16 protein-coding genes and 1 pseudogene are annotated in these 17,962 nt (G+C 69.4%); 11 read left to right on the forward strand and 6 right to left on the reverse strand.

What is annotated here, in order from left to right:
• Positions 1 to 4 precede the first annotated feature (4 nt).
• Entirely contained in the window at positions 5 to 724 is a 720-nt protein-coding gene (locus ACIRD8_RS29650; RefSeq protein WP_403998144.1) for a class III extradiol dioxygenase subunit B-like domain-containing protein, read from the forward strand.
• Positions 725 to 796: 72 nt separating this feature from the next.
• On the opposite strand, the gene ACIRD8_RS29655 is transcribed toward ACIRD8_RS29650, so the two are convergent.
• Entirely contained in the window at positions 797 to 1,042 is a 246-nt protein-coding gene (locus ACIRD8_RS29655) for an antitoxin (RefSeq protein WP_403998147.1), read from the reverse strand.
• Between the two features lie 183 nt (positions 1,043 to 1,225).
• On the opposite strand from ACIRD8_RS29655, the gene miaA reads away from it, so the two are divergent.
• The 4 genes from miaA (at position 1,226) to ACIRD8_RS29675 (ending at position 4,082) form a co-directional block, all read left to right on the forward strand.
• Entirely contained in the window at positions 1,226 to 2,164 is a 939-nt protein-coding gene (gene miaA / locus ACIRD8_RS29660) for a tRNA (adenosine(37)-N6)-dimethylallyltransferase MiaA (protein ID WP_403998149.1), read from the forward strand.
• Between the two features lie 102 nt (positions 2,165 to 2,266).
• Complete coding sequence (locus ACIRD8_RS29665; RefSeq protein WP_403998418.1) at positions 2,267 to 2,656, forward strand: hypothetical protein; 390 nt, start codon at positions 2,267 to 2,269, stop codon at positions 2,654 to 2,656.
• A gap of 68 nt (positions 2,657 to 2,724) precedes the next feature.
• Entirely contained in the window at positions 2,725 to 3,489 is a 765-nt protein-coding gene (locus ACIRD8_RS29670) for a barstar family protein (RefSeq protein ID WP_403998152.1), read from the forward strand.
• 314 nt (positions 3,490 to 3,803) lie between these two features.
• Positions 3,804 to 4,082, forward strand: coding sequence for a hypothetical protein (locus ACIRD8_RS29675; protein WP_403998155.1), 279 nt, complete (start codon positions 3,804 to 3,806; stop codon positions 4,080 to 4,082).
• Between the two features lie 342 nt (positions 4,083 to 4,424).
• On the opposite strand, the gene ACIRD8_RS29680 is transcribed toward ACIRD8_RS29675, so the two are convergent.
• The 3 genes and pseudogenes from ACIRD8_RS29680 to ACIRD8_RS29690 all read right to left on the reverse strand — a co-directional run bounded on the left by ACIRD8_RS29680 (position 4,425) and on the right by ACIRD8_RS29690 (position 7,158).
• Positions 4,425 to 5,471 (reverse strand): tyrosine-type recombinase/integrase, encoded by a 1,047-nt coding sequence (locus ACIRD8_RS29680; RefSeq protein ID WP_403998158.1) that lies wholly within the window; start codon positions 5,469 to 5,471, stop codon positions 4,425 to 4,427.
• Positions 5,472 to 5,501: 30 nt separating this feature from the next.
• Positions 5,502 to 5,690: a helix-turn-helix domain-containing protein gene (locus ACIRD8_RS29685; protein WP_403998161.1), complete on the reverse strand. Its 189-nt coding sequence runs from the start codon at positions 5,688 to 5,690 to the stop codon at positions 5,502 to 5,504.
• A gap of 32 nt (positions 5,691 to 5,722) precedes the next feature.
• Positions 5,723 to 7,158: pseudogene (locus ACIRD8_RS29690) on the reverse strand (replication initiator).
• A 330-nt stretch (positions 7,159 to 7,488) separates the two neighbouring features.
• Between ACIRD8_RS29690 and ACIRD8_RS29695 the strand changes: the two are divergent.
• Together ACIRD8_RS29695 and ACIRD8_RS29700 are read left to right on the forward strand one after the other, a co-directional pair.
• Positions 7,489 to 8,703 carry a hypothetical protein gene (locus tag ACIRD8_RS29695; protein ID WP_403998164.1) on the forward strand — a complete coding sequence of 405 codons (1,215 nt, stop codon included), beginning with the start codon at positions 7,489 to 7,491 and terminating at the stop codon, positions 8,701 to 8,703.
• 564 nt (positions 8,704 to 9,267) lie between these two features.
• Entirely contained in the window at positions 9,268 to 10,971 is a 1,704-nt protein-coding gene (locus tag ACIRD8_RS29700) for a TlrC/CarA/OleB/SrmB family ABC-F type ribosomal protection protein (protein WP_403998167.1), read from the forward strand.
• A 414-nt stretch (positions 10,972 to 11,385) separates the two neighbouring features.
• On the opposite strand, the gene ACIRD8_RS29705 is transcribed toward ACIRD8_RS29700, so the two are convergent.
• Positions 11,386 to 12,777: an MFS transporter gene (locus tag ACIRD8_RS29705; protein WP_403998170.1), complete on the reverse strand. Its 1,392-nt coding sequence runs from the start codon at positions 12,775 to 12,777 to the stop codon at positions 11,386 to 11,388.
• Positions 12,778 to 13,001: 224 nt separating this feature from the next.
• Between ACIRD8_RS29705 and ACIRD8_RS29710 the strand changes: the two genes are divergently transcribed.
• Entirely contained in the window at positions 13,002 to 13,568 is a 567-nt protein-coding gene (locus ACIRD8_RS29710) for a TetR/AcrR family transcriptional regulator (RefSeq protein ID WP_403998173.1), read from the forward strand.
• A 175-nt stretch (positions 13,569 to 13,743) separates the two neighbouring features.
• Here the strand turns inward: ACIRD8_RS29710 and ACIRD8_RS29715 are convergent, their stop codons facing one another.
• Entirely contained in the window at positions 13,744 to 13,965 is a 222-nt protein-coding gene (locus ACIRD8_RS29715) for a hypothetical protein (protein ID WP_403998176.1), read from the reverse strand.
• Positions 13,966 to 14,206: 241 nt separating this feature from the next.
• On the opposite strand from ACIRD8_RS29715, the gene ACIRD8_RS29720 reads away from it, so the two are divergent.
• The 3 genes from ACIRD8_RS29720 to ACIRD8_RS29730 all read left to right on the forward strand — a co-directional run bounded on the left by ACIRD8_RS29720 (position 14,207) and on the right by ACIRD8_RS29730 (position 17,869).
• On the forward strand, positions 14,207 to 14,644 hold the full coding sequence (locus ACIRD8_RS29720) for a hypothetical protein (protein WP_403998421.1): 438 nt from the start codon (positions 14,207 to 14,209) through the stop codon (positions 14,642 to 14,644).
• Between the two features lie 68 nt (positions 14,645 to 14,712).
• On the forward strand, positions 14,713 to 15,585 hold the full coding sequence (gene dapF / locus ACIRD8_RS29725) for a diaminopimelate epimerase (RefSeq protein WP_403998179.1): 873 nt from the start codon (positions 14,713 to 14,715) through the stop codon (positions 15,583 to 15,585).
• 136 nt (positions 15,586 to 15,721) lie between these two features.
• Complete coding sequence (locus tag ACIRD8_RS29730) at positions 15,722 to 17,869, forward strand: RelA/SpoT family protein (RefSeq protein ID WP_403998182.1); 2,148 nt, start codon at positions 15,722 to 15,724, stop codon at positions 17,867 to 17,869.
• Positions 17,870 to 17,962 lie beyond the last annotated feature (93 nt).

Genomic DNA, 17,962 nt, shown 5'->3' on the forward strand with positions numbered 1-17,962 from the left:
CGGCATGCTTGTCGCCGCAGCCGTCTGCCCCTGCCCGCCGATCCTGGTCCCCGAGGTGGCCGCGGGAGCCGGGCCCGAGCTCGACGCCGCGAGGAACGCGTGCCTCGACGCGGTCGGCGTGCTCGCCGCCGCGCAACCGGATCTGCTGGTCGTGACCGGCCCCGCCGAACCGGCCGGCCGCGGCCCGTTCCCCCCGGGATCGGCCGGATCCTTCGCCGGATTCGGCGTCGGCCTGACCGTGCGGCTGGGCGAGCCGCCCGCCGGGTCCGCCGCGCCGCAGCGCCCGCTCCCCGCGTCCCTCGCCGTCGGCGCCTGGCTGCTGGGCCGCACCCGGTGGGACGGCGCCCCGGTCGAAGGGCTCGGCGTGGACGAGTCCCTCGCCGCCGACCGCTGCCTGCGGGCAGGAGCGGACCTGGCGGCCGGGGCGGAGCGGGTGGCCCTGCTGGTCATGGGCGACGGCAGTGCCTGCCGTACGGTCAAGGCGCCCGGCTACCTGGACGAGCGGGCGGCGGACTTCGACGCGGCGGCGGCACGCGCGCTGGGCGCAGCCGACGTGGCCGCGCTGAGCGCTCTGGACGAGTCGCTCGCGTACGAACTGAAGGCGGCGGGCCGGGCGCCCTGGCAGGTGCTCGCGGGCGCGGCCCAGGGCGCGGGCCTCGACGGGCGGCTGCTGTACGAGGACGCCCCGTACGGCGTGGGGTACGTCGTCGCCGCCTGGTTCTGATCCGGCCACCGGCACGCACGAGGGCCGTGGAGCGACTTCGCTCCACGGCCCTCGATTCCGCTGCGACCCGGGTCAGGATGCGGGCGGCGGCGGCGGTGTGCCGCCCTCGTTCTTCTGGCCCAGGCGGTCGACCGCGTCCTTGGCCTTCTGCGTGCCGGACACGATCTTGTCGCTGTACTTGCCCTTGGTCTTCTCGTCGACCGTACGGGCAGCCTTGTCGAGGCCCTGGTCGATCTTGCCCCCGTGCTGCTGCGCGAGGTCGCCGACCTTCTCCTTGGCCGGGGCCAGCTTGGCCTTCAGGTTGTCCAGGAAACCCATGGGTCACCTTCCGTGCTGGGGGACTGTGGTCACATTTTACCCGTCTGTGAGCAAACTCGCGTTACTCGCCGTGTCCGTCCGTACCTGGGGGACCGGAGGGCGACGCGGCCTCCTCCGGTCCGCCCCTACCCGCTCCGGTCCCGTCCGGTCGGGGGAGGACCCGAAGTTTGGGAGACTGTCCCGGTGAGAAGACCAGCTCCCACCCCCCGCGTCATCACCGTCGTCGGTCCCACCGCAGCCGGAAAGTCCGATCTGGGAGTGTTCCTCGCCCAGCAGCTCGGCGGTGAAGTGGTCAACGCCGACTCCATGCAGCTCTACCGCGGCATGGACATCGGCACGGCGAAGCTGACGCTCCCGGAGCGGGCCGGCGTTCCGCACCACCTCCTGGACATCTGGGACGTCACCGAGGCCGCGAGCGTCGCCGAGTACCAGAGGCTCGCCCGAACCGAGATCGACCGGCTGCTGGCCGAAGGGCGTACCCCCGTCCTGGTGGGCGGTTCGGGTCTCTACGTGAAGGGCGCCGTCGACGCCCTCGACTTCCCCGGGACGGACCCCGACGTACGCGCCCGGCTCGAACAGGAGCTCACGGAGCACGGCTCCGGCGCCCTGCACGCCCGGCTCGCCGCCGAGGACCCCGAGGCCGCCCGCGCCATCCTGGCCGGGAACGGCCGCCGGATCGTGCGCGCCCTGGAGGTCATCGAGATCACCGGCAAGCCCTTCACGGCCAACCTCCCCACCGGGGAAGCGGTCTACGACGCCCTGCAGATCGGTGTCGACGTCGGTCGCCCCGAACTCGACGAACGGATCCGTACCCGCGTGGACCGGATGTGGGAGGCCGGGCTCGTGGACGAGGTGCGCGACCTGGAGACCCGGGGCCTGCGCGAGGGGCGCACCGCCTCGCGGGCGCTGGGCTACCAGCAGGTGCTCGCGGCGCTCGCGGGGGAGTGCACCGAGGACGAGGCGCGCACCGAGACCGTACGCGCCACCAAACGCTTCGCGCGCCGCCAGGACTCATGGTTCCGGCGCGACCCGCGCGTCCGGTGGCTGAGTGGTGCCGAGGAAGACCGCGGAGAACTCCCGCAGCGGGCGCTGGCGTTGGTCGAACGAGCGGTTACAGCCTGATCGCAGGAGGGTCTGTCAAACGAGATCGTTTTACAGTCCCCAGGAACGACGCTGCGGACCGATACCGGCGCAACAGTCGAGATCACCGGGAACAAGTCCTTCATCAAGCACACCAAAACCTACAACTTCACCGTCCACGAGCTCCACACGTACTATGTGCTCGCTGGTCAGACGCCGGTCTTGGTTCACAACAGCAACTGCCCCAATGGGAAGCTGTCGGATCCCCTGCCCAGGGGGATGAATAACAAGATCGCTTCAGCCTACGACGACGTGAAGGCAGGGCGGATTCCATCGCACGACACGTACGGGGGACGTGAACACTCGTGGTGGGCAGGATCCAAGGAGTACCGCGTGCCGGGCAGGCCGGAAACTGACAGAATCCTGGAGAAGGAGCTGCCGAACGGCGTCAAGGTATATGGGTGGACGTCCACGCATTACACGAAGATTCAACGCTTCAGTGCACCCCATTTCCCTGACTCGGGGTGGAATTAGTAGCTCTATTGGTTAACTGGTGCAGCGACTTGATTGTCGCTGCACCAGTTCCGGTTTGGGGATTAGACATGGCTGGCGAACTGCCGGTAGCGGGAAAGGTGGATTTTCCGCTGTACGTGGTATCGGATGAAGAGTCCGGGGGGGTGCTTGTTGCCGCTGAAGGAGTAGAGGGTTTTTTTGTCGACCCGGAAGAAGAGGCACCGGAAGTTGTCTTTCTGAGGGCCCATGAGGTCGAGAAGGGTAGGCGGAGGGTCGAAGATGCAGTGATGGCGGTCATGAATCGTCAACGGGAGAAGATTGGTGAGTACTTCATTGGGCGGGTTGTACTCGGCGATACGGCCGTAGAGGAGCCAGGCGGAAGTATTTCGAGAGTCGCTTACCGGGTTTTTGGTAATCGCTGCGAGTATCCCGAAGCTGAGAGGGTTTGGTCGCGTTGGGCATCAGGGATCGCCCTGGAGGAGGGTGAATGGGTTCGGTGGCCGGCGAACTGTCAGAGTGCATGGCTGCACGTCGTTCAGAATTCCTGGTTTGCATCGAACCGTAGGGCTGCTCGCTATGGAGTGGAGGAGGTTGTCCATTTGGACGGTGGGCAAATTTCCACGAAGTCGGGGTTCTACTGTGCGTTGGGTGAGGCGGTCAACGGGCCGGGTGGGTACTTTGGATCGAATCTCGACGCTCTCGCGGACTGTATTTCTTCGAGTTTCGGCGAGGGCCCTCCGGCGAGGATTGTTTGGCGAAACTTTCACGCGTCGCAAGAATCTCTTGATCACGCCTTCCTGGATTCGATTTTGGGACTAATGCGTGAATTCCGCGTAGATCTCGCCACTTGCTGACTTTGGAGGCGTGCGCGCGAGCAATATGACGCCCCGAAGTGCTTGATCTCCCGCCAGGTAAATGGACTTCCGTCGAGGACAATGATCGATGGATTCAGGGGGTAATCGAGGCTCGCAAGCCGGTGTATGTCGCCTCGCCGGTGGAAGGGAATCTGACCGTGGGGGGACGTCCAACTGTATTCGCCAGGGAGCTAAGGCAGTTTAGTGAGGCGGGTTACACGCGGAGCGGAGACTATTTGCTTCCTCCGCAGGGGTGACTCAGGGGGTAGGTGTACAAGATAGTTGGCTCGTCGTCCAGTTGCGGAGGATCCACGGTGATCACAAGTCGCATTGCCGCTAGGCTCGAAGGGCAGTACGGGGCTGAAGCGACTTCGGTTTCCTCCCTGCTGGAAGAGGCCGAGGTCAGGGTGTTTCATGAAGCTGCGGAGGAAAAGATAACGGCCGCAGTCGTAATTTTGGCGGACGGGAGTGTGGACAAACTTCTCGGCGCGATTGAGCTGATGGAGACCGATTGGCGAGACCTGCTTATCGCGGCGGAGCTTGCGAATGCTGATTGGCCGTCAAGGTTGGATGATATTTTTGGCGCGAATTAGGGTTGCGATAGTATGGCCAGTCAGGTGTAACGATCGGTGTAGTCGCCGCGGCGTCCGATCGAAAAACATTCGGGATCTTTCAGTCGATTCAACGAACGCTATCTCGGAGCGGTGATTCCACTTATCGGATCTTCGCTTGGGGGCGACTGGAGAATCAATAAGAAAACAGCTCTCGAGCTCGTCGAAGCCTCTCGGCGGTGATGTCTTTTGGATGGCGAAGATGTCCTTTAGGTGCCGAGTAAAAACGACGGACAGGAGTCCTGGGATACACCGCGGGGTCCTATCTCATAGAAATCCGATAGGACCCGGCGGTGTCTCTGACGGCAGCAGTTGACGGCAACGTCAGCGGACGGGTGCGGCACAGAGGGGTGATTCGTCGCCGTCGTCGGGCTTGCCTGTGGTCTCGGCGGAGTTGCGGAGGGCGTTGCCAAGAAGGTCGATGGCGTCGCGCTGGAGGCGGAGTCGGACGTGGGCGTACACGGTGGCGGTGACGCCGATGTGGGCGTGGCCGAGGTTGCGGTGCTGTTCGAGAGAGCGCAGGCATGGCGTCGGCAGGGCGATGCGCCGTTCGGAGCTCTGGGTCTTGGTCGGGAGGGCGGTTAGACCGGCGGTGTTGGTGCCCTGGAGGGTGCGTCGGATGCTGGCGGTGCCACCGGTGAGGTCGAGGTCTCCCCAGTGCAGGCCGAGGAGTTCGCCCTTGCGGAGCCCGGTGTGCAAAGCGAGTTCGAACAGTGGCTGCAACCGGTGGCCGTTGGCGGAGGCCAGGAATGCGCGCGCTTCGTTGGCGGTGAGGGGTTCGAAGCGGCGGGGGCGGGGTGTGCCGGTGCGGACGTTGCGGGCGACGTTGCGCGGGATCTCCTCCTCACGCACGGCGTGCTCCAGGGCGGACTTGAGGACTGAGTGCACGTAGGCCAGGGTCAGGGGCGAGAGCCGCTTGGAACAGCACTTTCCGGCGCCACAGCAGAGGGGCTCATCGCGAGCGGTGTCGAGGCCTCGGGTGCAGCACTGGCAGGTGGTGCGGAGCTGGTTGAGCCAGGTGCGGACATCCTTGGCGGTGAGCTTTGCGAGCTTCTTCTTGCCGAGGCCGGGGATGAAGTATAGCCGTGCGACGGCGGTGTAGCGGGTGTGGGTGTTCTCGCGGAGCTGATGGACGGCGACGTTCTGAAGCCAGTACGTCAGGTACGTAGCCAGGCTGCCCTGCGCGGACGGAGCGGGGACACCACGGTTGCTGGCGGCGATCTTCTCGGTGAGCTTGGCCAGCGCTTCCTTGCGGGTAGTGCCGTAGACACGGACACGCCGGCGGGTGCTGCCGGGGGCGAGGACGTATCCGGCGGCCTCCCACCGGCTGTCCTTGCGCTGATAGACGGTCCCGTCGCCGTTGGCACGCACGCGGCGGGAGGGGCTGCTGGGGCGTGGTCATTACGCGGCTTCCTGGTCGAGGCGGGTGCGGATGAAGTTGCTGAGGGCGTGGGTGGGGATGCGGCGGGCGCGGCCGAGGGTGAGCGAGGCGAGCTGGCGGGTGCGGAGCAGGTCGTAGACGGCGGAGCGGCCGAGCTGGAGGCGAGCCATGACCTGTGGCACCGTCAGCAGTTCCTTCGGTGTACTCACCGGCTGGCGGGGCGTGACCGGGGCAGGTGCGGTCAGCAGCAGCTCCCTTCCGCGATGAACTGCCGTGCGAGTTCTCTGCGGTGCCAGACGGCGGCGGCGAGGAGTGCGGCGCCGGGGCTGTAGCCGGTGCCGATGTAGGCCCAGTGGCCGAGGACGAGCGTGGTGTCCGGGTCGTGCTCGGGCAGGCCAGCATGGATACGGGCCTGTTCTGTGCGCCAGGCGCGGCGGGCGTCGCGCAGCGCGCCGAGAGTGGTGGAGTAGGAGCGGGACTTGGTGGAGAAGTGGCCCCGAAAGCCGAGCATGTGAGCCCATTTCCAGAGCTTCAGGTGGGCGAACTCGGGTAGCCTGCCCAGCTCCCAGCAGGTGCGGATCATCTGCCGTACATGCCGGGCGACCGAGAGGCGGGGCAGGGGGCGGGCCTGTCCGGTTCCGTCGCAGGCGGTGCAGGGGAGCGGGGTTCCGTGGGGCAGGAGGGTGGCTCCGCGTCCTGGCAGGGGCGGCAGAACAGCGCTCGGTCGAGGGTGCCGGAGACGTCGGCGGACTTGGCCACGTATGCGGCCACGGCCTGGTCGGTGAACTCGGCGTCGGCGCCGAAGGCCGTGATCTCGCGTACGTCGAGCTGTTCGCCCCAGGTGAGTTCGCGTTCCCCGACCGCGTCCGACTCGACCGTGATGCGGACCCGCGAGGCGGCCGCACGGACGGCGTCGGTGAGCACGGCGACGGTGGCGTACGGCGGCGGGGGTTGACTGGTGCCGTCCGGGCCGTCGAGGCGGATCACGGCGTGGAAGTGGACCAGGCCGCGCTTCTGGTACTCGGCGACCTTGGCGAAGGAGACTCGCAGGACCCCGTGGGCGGCCTTCTGGGTCATGCCGAGCCCGGCGGCAAGTTCGCGGCGCAGGTAGGTGGTGAAGCGTGCCCACAAGGCTCCGGCGTGGGCGTTGAAGAGGACCGCGCCCGCGTAGTCGTACGTCGCGGGATTCAGCGGCGTCCCGATCAGAGCGTCCGTGGGTTCGTGGAGCTTGCGGCAGCGGCAGGGCCGGATGTCGCCGCAGGGGGTGGTGAGGCGGTTGTGGACGGAGCCGAAGGACGGTGGGGTGAGGGTGGCGAAGACGCGGGGGTGGGTGCGGACGGTGTCGGGCACGGTCTTGCCGCCGGTGAGGCCGGCGCGGATGAGGTGGTAGGTGTCGGCGGCGTAGCGGCGGGAGCAGGCCGGGCAGCGGGAGGAGCGGCGGTTGCCGCACGTGGTGAGCAGGCTGCCCGTCGGCTCGGCGGAGGATGTGTAGGAGCGCAGCACTTCGCCGGTCGTGGTGTCGACGGTGGTGCTGTGGCCGGTCAGGCGGATGGGTTCGGTGCAGCCGCCGAGGTGTTCGATCTGCTGTTGTGCGCGGTCGAAGTCGGGGTGGTTGACGAGGTGGAGCAGGTCCCGTACGGCGGGGCTTGCCACGTGGCGCAGGGCCAGGGTGACCATTCGGGGCGTGTCCCTTCTGTTCGGGTGGGTGGCCCCGAGCAGCAACCAGCAGAACTGGAAGGCGTGTTGGTGCTGCTCGGCGCATGACGAACCAGGCCCATGGGCGGGCGTGGGGTTCAGCGAGGGGATGAGGCCGGTGAGGGCCGGGGCTCAGAATTGAGCGAGAGCGGCGGTGGCCACTGGCAGGGCGACACCCATGCGGCTTCCCAGGTGGGCGGCGGTGATCGGGGTTCCATGCTCGGCGCGGTGGGTGTCCGAGATGCGCCGGGCCGGGGCGTTGTCGGTGGGTGCTGGCAGAGTGCGGGCATGACGGATGGCGAGAGTGCCCGCATGACGCGGATCCTGAGCGGGCTGCCGGCGGCGGCCCGAGAACTGCTGGGGGGAACGAACTGGGGGTCCCTGCGGCACGCCTACGGCTCCGCCGAGGACATACCAGTCTCTCTGTGCTCCCTCGTGGACGAAGATCCCGAGGTTCGGTCCGAGGCGTTGGCCGCGTTGGACATGGGCGTGCTGCACCAGGGCTCGCTGTACACCGTCACCGCGCCCGCGGCGCTGTTCGTCGCCGCGATCCTCGACCACCCCATAAGCCTCGCCGAGCACGAGGGGCACTTCCCGTGGGACGACGGACCGTCGCGCAGTTTGCGGGCCGCCCTGCTCGACTGGCTGGGGCAGGTCGCCGAGTCGGCCGCCTATGGGGAGGATCCGGTGCGCGCCCGAACCGACTGGCTGTGGGCGCCCTGGGACGACGTGGCGCGGCGTGAGCGCGACCCGGTCGAGCTCGCTGCACTGCACGAGTGCCGGGAGATACGCCCCGACCTGTACGACGCCGTCGAGCCGTTCCTCTCCTCTCCCGATCCCCACATCCGAGAGGCCGCGCTCGGCGCCGCCATGCCGCTCCTCCTGGCCCCAGGACTCGCCGACCGGGTGCCGCGGGCCGCCACGCTGCTGCGGGCACGGCTGGGCGCCGTGGCAGGGCGACGGGAGCGAGCGAGTATGGCGAGGGCGCTCGGCGTGTGGGGGGCGGACATCTCCGACCTGCTCGCCGACTCCGACCCAGCTGTACGGGTCTGCGCCGCGCTCGGTCCCGCCCCTGCCGACCGGCCGCGCGCTCTCGCCGTCCTCCTCGACGCCCTGCGGGACCCGCGGACGACGGACGGCTGGTTTCCCGAGCCGCTGCCCGGGCTCGACGGGTGGTTCCGGTTCACCGTGCTGCGCTGCGCGCTCGCCTTGGCCGAAACCTTCGAGGAGGTGGCACCGGTGGCGGTCGCCATCGTGGCCGCGGAGGACACGTCGTTCGTCGACTTCGAACGCGGGCCGATCCTCCTCAGAGCCTTTGCCGGTGGCTACGACCCGGCCCGCCCGCTCTCTTCCGCCCAACGCGACCTGTTGCGGGCCTTCGTGGACACCGACGAGGCGACAGGCGGCATCGGCGGGAACACGCTGTGGTTCCGCGCGGCCGGACTGCCCGACAACCGGGAAGGCATCGCCGCGTTGCTGAGACCTTGCCCGCCACCGCACCCTGCGCCCATGACGTTTCCCGCCTGAGGCCGAGCACCGAAGTTGCCCCCAGGCCATCGGCGAGCCACGGTCACAGCCGGTCTCTGACTGCCAGCGGCTCGGACGGGCCCGGCCGGCGGGGAAATCGGCGCAGGAGGGCAGGGACGCGCTGATCGCCGCCCCGCGGCGTCCGCGGCGTGCTTCTCCATTCCGGGCCGCGGGGCGGAGTACGGCTCACGGAAGTTGATCAAAGCCTGCCGACGGCTGGGCGCGACCAGGTCCATGGGCTCCGGGCCCGCGGCGGACGGGGTGGTGACGGCGCCCACGCGGCTGACGCTGATCGCGCTGCTCCCAAGCCGGTGGGCTTCTGCCACCTCACCGAAGAAAACGGCTTGCAGCCCCACGGACTCCCCGCCTACGGTGCTGCGCATGGGTTCTCTGTGATAGTCCCCGTGCGGCCGCGTTGAGCTCGGCTCCGTCGTCGCGCGCTCCCATCCGTGCTTCCGTCCCTCCCGTGATGCCGTCCGTCCGGCGTGCCGCGGAGTGTTTCCGGCGTGCGCGGATGCGTCCGTCCACCCGTGCCGATCGGCCCGGCCGAGAACAGGGGATTCCATGCTTACCGCACAACTATCTCTTCAGAACGTCACCCGCCGCTACGACGACCACGTCGTGCTGGACGACGTGTCCTTCAGCATCAAGCCGGGCGAGAGGGCCGGCATCATCGGCGACAACGGAGCCGGAAAATCCACCCTGCTGCGACTGATCGCTGGGCAGGACCGGCCCGACAACGGCGAACTGACCGTGATCGCACCAGGCGGCTCGGGCTATCTGGCCCAGTCGTTGGCCCTGCCCCCCGAGGCCACCGTCCAGGACGCAGTGGACATGGCACTTGCCGACCTGCGTGAACTCGAAGCGCGGACGCACCACGCCGAAGCCGGACTCACGGGCCTGGCGGGGGCGGAGCTCGCCGCCGCGCTGGACACCTACGCCCGCCTGGTCGCCCAGTACGAGGCGCGCGCCGGCTACGAAGCCGACGCCCGGGTGGACATCGCCCTGCACGGGCTCGGCCTGCCGGGTCTGGCTCGTGATCGGGCCCTGGGCACGCTCTCGGGCGGTGAGCGATCACGGCTGGCGCTGGCCGCGACCTTGGCGTCCCGGCCGGAGCTGCTCCTGCTGGACGAGCCGACCAACGATCTGGACGACCGGGCGGTGGGCTGGCTGGAGGCACACCTGCGGGCGCATCACGGCACGGTGCTCGCAGTCACCCATGACCGGGTGTTCCTGGAACGGGTCACCACCACGATCCTGGAGGTCGGCGAAGGCAAGGTGACGCGTCACGGCGACGGCTACAACGGCTACCTTGCCGCCAAGGCCGCTGAGCGACGGCGCCGCCTGCAGCAGTACGCGGACTGGTGCGCGGAGCTGGCCCGCAGCCAGAAGTTGGCCGCCACGAACGTGGCACGGCTGGAGGCGGTCCCTCGCAAGCTGCCGTTCGCCGTGTTCGGCCACGGCGGCTTCCGTGCCCGCGGCCGTGGTCACGGTGCGATGGTCCGTATCCGCAATGCGAAGGAACGTGTCGAACGGCTGACGGACAACCCTGCCGCGCCACCGCCCGAACCGCTGGTCTTCGCCGCACGGATGACCACCGCCGACGGTCAGACGTCGCAGGCCGCGGCGGAACTCACCGGCATCCGTGTCGAGGACCGGCTGCACGTACCCTCGCTGCGGATCGGCGGCGACGAGCGGCTGTTGGTCACCGGGCCCAACGGGGCCGGCAAGACGACGCTCCTGCGCGTGCTGGCGGGTGAGCTGCAGCCCGATGAGGGGACGGTGCGCACGCGGGGCCGAGTCGGGCACCTGAGACAGGAGGAGACACCGTGGCCTCCTGGCCTGACCGTCCCACAGGCGTTCGTCCACGGCCGCGGAGGCGAACCGGACGAGCGCATCGACCATCTGTTGTCCCTCGGCCTGTTCAGCCCTGCCGACCTGCGCCTGAAAGTGAGCGAACTGTCCTATGGACAAAGACGCCGGATCGAACTGGCCCGCCTCGTCAGCGAACCCATCGACCTGTTGCTGCTGGACGAGCCCACCAACCATCTCTCCCCCGTCCTGGTCGAAGAACTGGAAGGAGCCCTGGCCTGCTACCAAGGCGCGGTCGTCGTCGTCACCCACGACCGCCGCATGCGAACCCGCTTCACCGGCAGCCACGTGGAACTGAACGCCGGCCACGTCGCACGGCCTCGGCCCCGTTCACCCGAGGCTACGACGAAGCGAAACGTAGCTCTCTGTGATCAGAGTGACGCTCGGTCAGGGTGAGCGAGGCCGGGTCCGGCGCGGCGTCGCAGCACGGTGTGCAGCATGTCGTCGGTGATGTCCGGCGGCCGGCCGTCGTGACCCTCGAACTCGCCGGGAGCCTCGACAGCACCGCAGCGGAGACCGCGTTCCGGTCGACGGTTGATGCAGTACTGCGCGGCTGGGCAACCCCCTCCGCCCTCCCTGGCCTTCGACGCGCAGACCCGGCGCTGTGAAGTCATTGCTCCGCAGCCGCCCGGAGACGGCCGGCGGAGGGCCGAGTCGAAGTACGCTCCCGAGCCGGCACAGATCGGTTCGGAGCAACGGCCGAGGGTTACGTGGCCGTAGGGGAGCGGGGAGAGCCGGGCCGGCCACGCGTCGGCTGGGCTGTGGGTGCTCCCGGCGCGGTGCGGTGGCCGTCCGAGGCGGCTGTTGTTGTCAACGGCTGTTCGCGGATGCCTCGTTCGAGGTGGTGACCGCATCTGGATCGGTGGAACGTTGCGCCGCCGCGGAGCCTTCCGTGGACTTGGACCTCGCCAGCCACAGGCCGGTGAACACGGCGGTGGCCAGAGTGACGGTGCCGGCAGCGAGGAAGGCGTCGTTGAGGCCGGTCTCGAAGGAGGCGCCGCCGGTCTGCCGGGTGCGGACGACGGCTCCGAGTACCGCCACGCCGAGTACCGCGCCGATCTGCCGGGTGGTGCTGCTGATGCCTGATGCGAGGCCGCCTTCCTGTGGGCTGACTGCCTGGATGGCGGCTCCAGTGAGCGGGGACAGGGTCAGGGCGAAGCCGATGCCGACGACTCCGAGCCGCCACCACACGTTCGCGTAGCCGGTGTCGGCGTGCACCGTACCGAGCGCAAGCAGTCCCAGACCGGCCAGGGCCAGGCCGGTGGTGACCACGACGCGGAAGCCGTGCCGGGCGGCGAGCCTGCCCGCGTACGGGCTGACGATCACCATGCCGAGCGACATCGGCAGGGTCTGCAGGCCGGCGCGCAGGATCGAGCTGCCCTGGACGTACACGAAGAACTGGGAGAAGAAGAACGACGAACCCATGAGCGCGAACCCCACCACGACCATGGCGGTGTTGGACACGGTGAACAGGCGCTGCTGGAACAGCCGCAGCGGCAGCATCGGAGCGGAACGTCGCGCTTCGACGGCGACGAAGAGGGCGAGGAGGATCACCCCCGCCGCGAAGCCGCCCAGGATCACCGGCGACGTCCAGCCGCGGGCACCGCCCTCGATCAGCCCGTAGGTCAGCGCCCCCACCCCCAGAACGGACAGCACCGTCCCCGGGACATCGATCGCCGGGGCGCTCGGATTGCGGGTCTCTTCAAGGCTCCGCAGGCCGACCGCCAGCAGGACCGCACCGATGGGCAGATTGACCAAGAAGATGGCGGGCCAGCCGAACACATCCGTCAGCACGCCGCCGGCCACGGGGCCCACGGCCAGGCCGAGTCCACTGAACCCGGCCCACAGCCCGATCGCCCTGATCCGTTCCTGCGGTACGGGACACGCGGCGACGAGCAGGGCCAGCGAGGCAGGGCTCAGCGCCGCGGCCCCGATGCCCTGCAGCACCCTGCCGGCGACCAGCCAGCCGACCGAGGGCGCGAGGCTGCACAGCACCGACGCGACGGTGAACACCGCCACGCCGGTCAGGTACACCCGCTTACGGCCGAACCGGTCGGCGAAGACACCACCGGACAGCAGCAGCATGGCGACCAGCAGCACATACGCGTCAACGATCCACTGAAGACCGGTCAGTTGCGTATGCAGCCGGTGCTGCATATCGGGCAGCGCCGCTCCCACGATCGTGTTGTCGAGCAGAACCATGAACTGACCCGAACAGGTCACCGCGAGCAGCACGGCCCGGCTCTGCCGACTGCCTACGGAAGCAGGCGATGCAACCAAGGGAATTCCTCTCCATCGTCGGTTGCGCCTCTCCACGGCCGACACGGTCGACCTCCGAGCGCACTAACGCAGCCATTGGCTGCGTTAGGAAACTGTACGGAGGGTCGCCTCGTAAACGCAAGTGCCAACTGCGTTAAGGTGAGGGCATGGACGAACGACAGCGAGCCCGACGGCCCGGTGGGCGCAGCGCCCGCGTCGGCGCGGAGGTGCACCGGGCCGTCACCGAACTGATCAGTGAGCGCGGCTACGGCAACTTCACGGTCGGCGAGGTCGCAGCCCGCGCGGGTGTGGCCGACAGCAGCATCTACCGCAGGTGGGGCGGCCTGGAAACCCTGCTCACCGACGTGGCCCTCACCCGCCTCAACACGCAGTCACCGATGCCCGACACGGGGAGCCTGGCCGGCGACCTGCGTACGTACGCAGCCCAAGTGGCCCGCGAGATCACCGGCCCCGACGGCCTGGCGGTGGTGACCCTGGCCGTCGCCCTGTCCAGGAGCGGCCCCCAGGGCCTGAAGGCGCGTGACGACCTCCTCGCCGAGCGCACCCGGCAACTGCAGTCCATGCTCGACCGCGCCACCGAACGCGGCGAGCGCGCACCCGACGCACTCGACGTGCTGGACCACGTCATGGCCCCGATGTACGTACGCGTCCTGCTCGGCGTCGGACCGCCCACCCCGGACTACGTCGACGGGCTGGTCGACCGATTGCTGTGACCTCACCCGGTCCCCCGGGATCAGCCCTCGGCCGCGATGTCAGGGCTCCGTAAGGTGCGAGTGCGCCCCGGAGCCGGAGACGTCGCCCGGTCGCCGCTCACGTGCTGCCGGTGGGGCCGCGCTCACGCGCGAACCATGCCTTCGCGTACTCCTCGAAGGCCATCTCGCCGAGGGTTTACCGCTGTTCGGTGATGGTCCACGGTGTGGTCCTGCGGGCCGTGCAGAGCCCGGTCAGGCGTTCGATGGCGGCGTCCTGGGTGGGGAAGCCGGACTCCTCGGACTGCTCGCCCCGGGTGTTGCGGAAGCGGATCGTGCAGAGGTGCGCGCAGCCCGATGGCCGGCGGCATTCGCAGGGCTTGAAGAAGCTCCCCCTACCCCGCGCAAGCTTGTTCGGCACGGTTCCTTTTCTGGCTGGTCGCGAGCGGTCAATCCGCCGCTGACCTGCGGCTATTGCTGACCTCTTGCTGACTCGCCGACGAGCAGCAGGTGCCTGACCTGCATAGACCTTCAAGGGGGGCTATAACAGCCTGATCACGTGATGGCATCGGGAAGCTCCGCCCGTCATTTCGGCGGCCGGGGCCGTGCCATCATCGAGCATCGATCGACCAGTGGAGTCCGAGTTGGGAGGGCGCGTGGCGATGGAGGCCGGCCCTCGCGACACAGACAGAGACGCACCGGACACGCAGCACCTGGCAGGACGCCTGAGCCCTGACGGGCCGGACGAGCTCGATGTGGCCCCCGAGGTCGAGGTCGAGCTCCGCCCCGCCCGGCGGCTGCGGATCTGGCAGCTCGCACCCATCGTGGTGCTGGCGGCGGTCGGCTCCCTGATGTTCGCCTTCCCGCTCGCCTTCGAGTTCGGCGGCGGCGGCGCCGTCGTGGCGATGCTGGGACTGCTGATCAGCTGCTGCGCCGCGGGCTGGGGCATGATGGCCGCGCGTCGTGTCGGCCACACCTGGCCCGGCCTCCCGGCCAGGGGGTCCAGCGAACGCCCCGACTGGCGCGTGGCCACGCTGTACGTGGCCGTCTGCGTCGTCCTGGTGGCCCTGGCCGTCTGGCGCGTGGCCCGCCTCCGCTGACCGGCGCCCCGGGCCCAGGACATGGCCCGGCCCCGCCGGCTGTCGGCGGAGCCTCGTACAGTTGCCTCGTGAGCACTTCGCGGATCACCTTCCTCAAGGGTCATGGCACCGAGAACGACTTCGTGATCGTTCCCGACCCGGACAACGCCCTCGACCTGCCGGTCCCCGTCGTCGCCCGGCTCTGCGACCGCCGGGCGGGCATCGGCGGCGACGGGCTGCTGCACGTCGTGCGGTCCGCCGCGCACCCCGAGGCGCGGGCGATGGCCGAGCAGGCCGAATGGTTCATGGACTACCGCAACGCGGACGGCTCGGTCGCCGAGATGTGCGGCAACGGGGTGCGTGTCTTCGCCCGCTACCTGCAGCGCGCCGGATTCGTCGCCGAAGGCGATCTGGCCGTCGCCACCCGGGGCGGTGTCAAGCTGGTGCACATCGCCAAGGACGGCGCCATCACGGTCTCCATGGGGCGCGCCCTGCTGCCCGAGGACGGCGTCACCGTCACCGTGGACGGCCGCAGCTGGGAGGCCCGCAACGTGAACATGGGCAATCCGCACGCCGTCGCGTTCGTCGAGGACCTGGCCCACGCCGGAGAGCTCCGCTCCGTACCGCCGTTCGGCCCGCAGTCCGTCTATCCCGACGGGGTCAACATCGAATTCGTCGCGGACCGCGGGCCCCGCCACGTCGCGATGCGCGTCCACGAGCGCGGTTCCGGCGAGACCAGGTCCTGCGGCACCGGCGCCTGCGCGGTCGCCGTCGCCGCCGCCCGCAGGGACGGTGTGGACCCGGCCCGGACCGGCTCCCCGGTGTCGTACACGGTGGACCTGCCCGGCGGCACCCTGGTGATCACCGAACACCCCGACGGTGGGATCGACATGACCGGGCCCGCCGAGATCGTCGCGGAAGGCGTGATCGACCCCGACTGGCTCGAAACGATGATCGGTTAGAGCTTCGCTCGAATGGGTGATCCGTTTCACGCTGGGCGAGAGCTGGACTGTGCCACGTGGTGGGGTCGATAGCATCAAGCACCGGCTCGGGGGTGTATCCGCACTCACCGCCGGTCGACGTTGCCGGAGGTGCCCCATGAGCGCAGAGGCCACCAATCCAGGTGCTCCCCTTCGCAAGCGCGGTCGTCCACGGATCGACCTGCGCAGGCTGGGCCGTGTCGCCCTGCTCGGGCCGGTCTCCCGTGACCGGCTGCCCGACGCCATCGGGCATGTCGCCGAGGCCCATCGGGCGCACTACCCGGACGCCGACCTCGCCATTCTGCACAAGGCGTACGTCCTCGCCGAGACCTCCCACCGCGGCCAGATGCGCAAGAGCGGCGAGCCGTACATCACCCATCCCCTGGCGGTGACCCTGATCCTCGCCGAACTAGGCGCGGAGACGACGACCCTGACGGCCTCGCTCCTCCACGACACGGTCGAGGACACCGAGGTGACCCTCGATCAGGTGCGGGAGGAGTTCGGCGACGAGGTCTGTTACCTCGTCGACGGAGTCACCAAGCTGGAGAAGGTCGACTACGGGGCCGCCGCCGAGCCCGAGACCTTCCGCAAGATGCTCGTCGCCACCGGGAACGACGTGCGGGTCATGTCGATCAAACTGGCCGACCGGCTGCACAACATGCGGACACTCGGCGTCATGCGTCCCGAGAAGCAGGCCAGGATCGCCAAGGTCACCCGGGACGTGCTCATCCCGCTCGCCGAACGCCTCGGCGTGCAGGCCCTCAAGACGGAGCTCGAGGATCTCGTCTTCGCGATTCTGCACCCCGACGAGTACGCGCGCACCGAGGCCCTGATCTCGTCCTGGAGCGGCGCGCAGGACCCGCTCACCGACATCGCGGACAGCGTCAGATCGACCCTGCGGGAAGCCGGCATCAGCGCCGAGGTGCTCATCAGACCGCGCCACTTCGTCTCGGTGCACCGGGTGCGGATCAAACGCGGAGAGATGCGCGGCACCGACTTCGGACGGCTGCTGGTGCTGGTCGGGGAGGACGCCGACTGTTACGGGGTCCTGGGGGAGCTGCACACCTGTTTCACCCCGGTCATCTCCGAGTTCAAGGACTTCATCGCGGCCCCCAAGTTCAACCTCTACCAGTCGCTGCACACGGCGGTCGTCGGGCCCGAGGGCGCCGTCGCCGAAGTGCTGATCCGTACGCACCGGATGCACAAGGTCGCCGAAGCGGGTGTCGTCGCACTCGGCAACCCGTACACCCAGGACGGCACCACCGCCGTGCACCAGGCCGAGCCCGCGGACGGTGAGCGCGCCGACCCGACCAGGCCCGGCTGGCTCTCCCGACTCCTGGACTGGCAGGAGTCGGCCACCGACTCCGACCAGTTCTGGGCCACGCTCCGCGCCGACCTCGCGCAGGACCGGGAGATCACCGTCTTCCGCACCGACGGCGGGACGCTCGGCCTCCCCGCGGGCGCCAGCTGCGTCGACGCCGCCTACGCGCAGTACGGCGACGAGGCGCACGGCTGCATCGGAGCCCGGGTCAACGGCCGGCTGGCCACCCTGAGCACCGTGCTGAACGACGGCGACACCGTACAGCTGCTGCTCGCCCAGGACGCCTCGTCCGGGCCCTCCCCGGAGTGGCTGGACCACGTGCGTACCCCTGCCGCCCGGATCGCGATCACGGCATGGCTCGACACCCATCCGGACGGCACACAGGGGCCCCACAAGAGCCGGCCGGACGCACCGAGACCGCAGACCCAGCCCGTCGACGACGCGTCGGGCAGCCGGGGCAGGACGGCCGGGCGGCCGCCCATCGTGGCGGTGGACACGCCGGGCGCCCCCGTCCGGCTCGCCGGCTGCTGCACCCCCGTCCCGCCGGACGGCATCATCGGCTTCACGGTGCGCGGCGGGGCGGTCACGGTGCACCGCGAGGAGTGCCCGGCGGTGGCCCGGATGCGGGCGATCGGCCGCGAGGCCGTCGGGGCACGCTGGAACGACCCGGGAGACCGGAGCGGCACCCCCGACTACCGGGTCACCCTCGTCGCCGAGTCCTTCGGGCGCCCCCGGCTCCTCGCCGACCTCACCGAAGCCATCGCGACCGCGGACGCCGCCATCGTCTCGGCGACCGTCGAGCCGCCCAGCGAACAGCGCGTCCGGCACACCTACACACTGCAGCTGCCGGACGCGGCGGGGCTGCCGAGCCTCATGCGGGCGATGCGTGACGTACCCGGCGTGTACGACGTGAGCCGCGCCCAGCAGCCCGCCGCCACGGGCTGACCGGCCGCCCCTCCCGGGCCGCTCCCTGCCGCTCCCCGGCGACCCGTTCGGGTGGTGCGGCGCGCGCCACCCCCGCGTGGACGGGACGCGCTG

The organism is Streptomyces sp. NPDC102451 (genome assembly GCF_044765485.1).
In the GTDB taxonomy this organism is placed as follows: Bacteria; Actinomycetota; Actinomycetes; order Streptomycetales; family Streptomycetaceae; genus Streptomyces.

What these genes read in the sequence shown, in the direction of transcription:
- ACIRD8_RS29650 (WP_403998144.1), top strand. Translation starts at nt 5, where the DNA reads ATGCTTGTCGCCGCAGCCGTCTGCCCCTGCCCGCCGATCCTGGTCCCC.
- ACIRD8_RS29655 (WP_403998147.1), bottom strand. Translation starts at nt 1,042, where the DNA reads ATGGGTTTCCTGGACAACCTGAAGGCCAAGCTGGCCCCGGCCAAGGAG.
- ACIRD8_RS29670 (WP_403998152.1), top strand. Translation starts at nt 2,725, where the DNA reads ATGGCTGGCGAACTGCCGGTAGCGGGAAAGGTGGATTTTCCGCTGTAC.
- ACIRD8_RS29695 (WP_403998164.1), top strand. Translation starts at nt 7,489, where the DNA reads ATGACGCGGATCCTGAGCGGGCTGCCGGCGGCGGCCCGAGAACTGCTG.
- ACIRD8_RS29700 (WP_403998167.1), top strand. Translation starts at nt 9,268, where the DNA reads ATGCTTACCGCACAACTATCTCTTCAGAACGTCACCCGCCGCTACGAC.
- ACIRD8_RS29705 (WP_403998170.1), bottom strand. Translation starts at nt 12,777, where the DNA reads ATGGTTCTGCTCGACAACACGATCGTGGGAGCGGCGCTGCCCGATATG.
- ACIRD8_RS29710 (WP_403998173.1), top strand. Translation starts at nt 13,002, where the DNA reads ATGGACGAACGACAGCGAGCCCGACGGCCCGGTGGGCGCAGCGCCCGC.
- ACIRD8_RS29720 (WP_403998421.1), top strand. Translation starts at nt 14,207, where the DNA reads ATGGAGGCCGGCCCTCGCGACACAGACAGAGACGCACCGGACACGCAG.
- ACIRD8_RS29730 (WP_403998182.1), top strand. Translation starts at nt 15,722, where the DNA reads ATGAGCGCAGAGGCCACCAATCCAGGTGCTCCCCTTCGCAAGCGCGGT.